Raw genomic sequence first — 974 nt, 5'->3', positions numbered from 1 at the left:
GTTGCTGGGCGGTTCGGGGCAAGTTGACCCCGGCTGCCGCATAGGCAGCACGAGTCAGACCCGAGCAGTCAAAACCGCCGGTGACCTTGACCCGGCCATCTGGTAGTTCAGTCAACTGGGGGCCGTCGCCGCCCCACAGATACGGCAGGCCGAGCTGGGCGGTGGCGTAGTCCACCGCGGTCAGCGCCGCCTCCGACGGCCCGGTGTCGACGGAAAGACCGTCGGCGGCGTAGACGTCGGCCTGGGTGAGAACACGCGCGACATAGGAATGATCCTTGTTATAGGTGTAGAGCGCGGCGGGAATGTTCGCGCCGTCACGTGCGCCGGAGGCGCAGAGGTAGTTCGCGGCGGAGTAGATGGCGTCGGCGGGGTTGTTGATGTCGGCGGTGCCGTCGGCGTCGCCGTCGACCCCGTAGGCGGCGAACGTGGCGGGCTCGAACTGCATCGGCCCCTGCGCGCCGGCGTCGGAGGTCCAGTCCGGGTTGCGGCCGTGGTCGGTCTCGACTTTCCCGACCGCGGCCAGCACGCTCCAGGACAGCCCGGGGCAGGTGGCCGCGGCAGCGGCGTACAGCCGCTGGTAGCCGGCGGGGATCTGGTGCTCCGCCGCCGGGGAGGGCGGCGGCTGCGACGTTCCGCCGCCACCACCGCCGCCGAGGATGCCCGCGGCGGTGGCACCGGCGAGCAGCGGCACCGCGAGGAGCAGGGCGCACAGTCCGGCGAACAGCCGGCCCATTCAGCGTCCCAGCGGTGGCGGGGGGCCGAGACTCAGCGGGGGCTGGCGTGGGCTGGGAGCCGGGTCGGTGTCGTCCTCCTGGCCGGGTTCGGGGGTGTCGAGCGGGGACCGGGCGGTGATCGGTGTGCCGTACCGGTGGGTGAGGCCGTCGAGGTCGGTGCGGGTGGAGGTGTTCAGGGGCAGCCAGACCGGCCCGGCGGGCGCGAGGTCGGCCGGAGCGCGGGGCGGGGCGGGAGCGGTC

General features: G+C 73.3%; 1 protein-coding gene and 1 pseudogene. Both read right to left on the bottom strand.

Features of this window, described 5'->3' with window-relative positions:
- Positions 1-733, bottom strand: a 733-nt coding sequence (locus tag ACG83_RS41470) for a lytic murein transglycosylase (RefSeq protein ID WP_054571715.1), incomplete at its 3' end; no start/stop codon positions are given.
- Positions 734-974: pseudogene (locus ACG83_RS41465) on the bottom strand (hypothetical protein); the annotation flags it as partial.

Source organism: Frankia sp. R43 (genome assembly GCF_001306465.1).
Classification (GTDB): domain Bacteria; phylum Actinomycetota; class Actinomycetes; order Frankiales; family Frankiaceae; genus Parafrankia; species Parafrankia irregularis.
The sequence above is the reverse complement of the archived record's forward strand: the minus strand, read 5'-3'. Positions and strand labels throughout refer to the sequence as shown.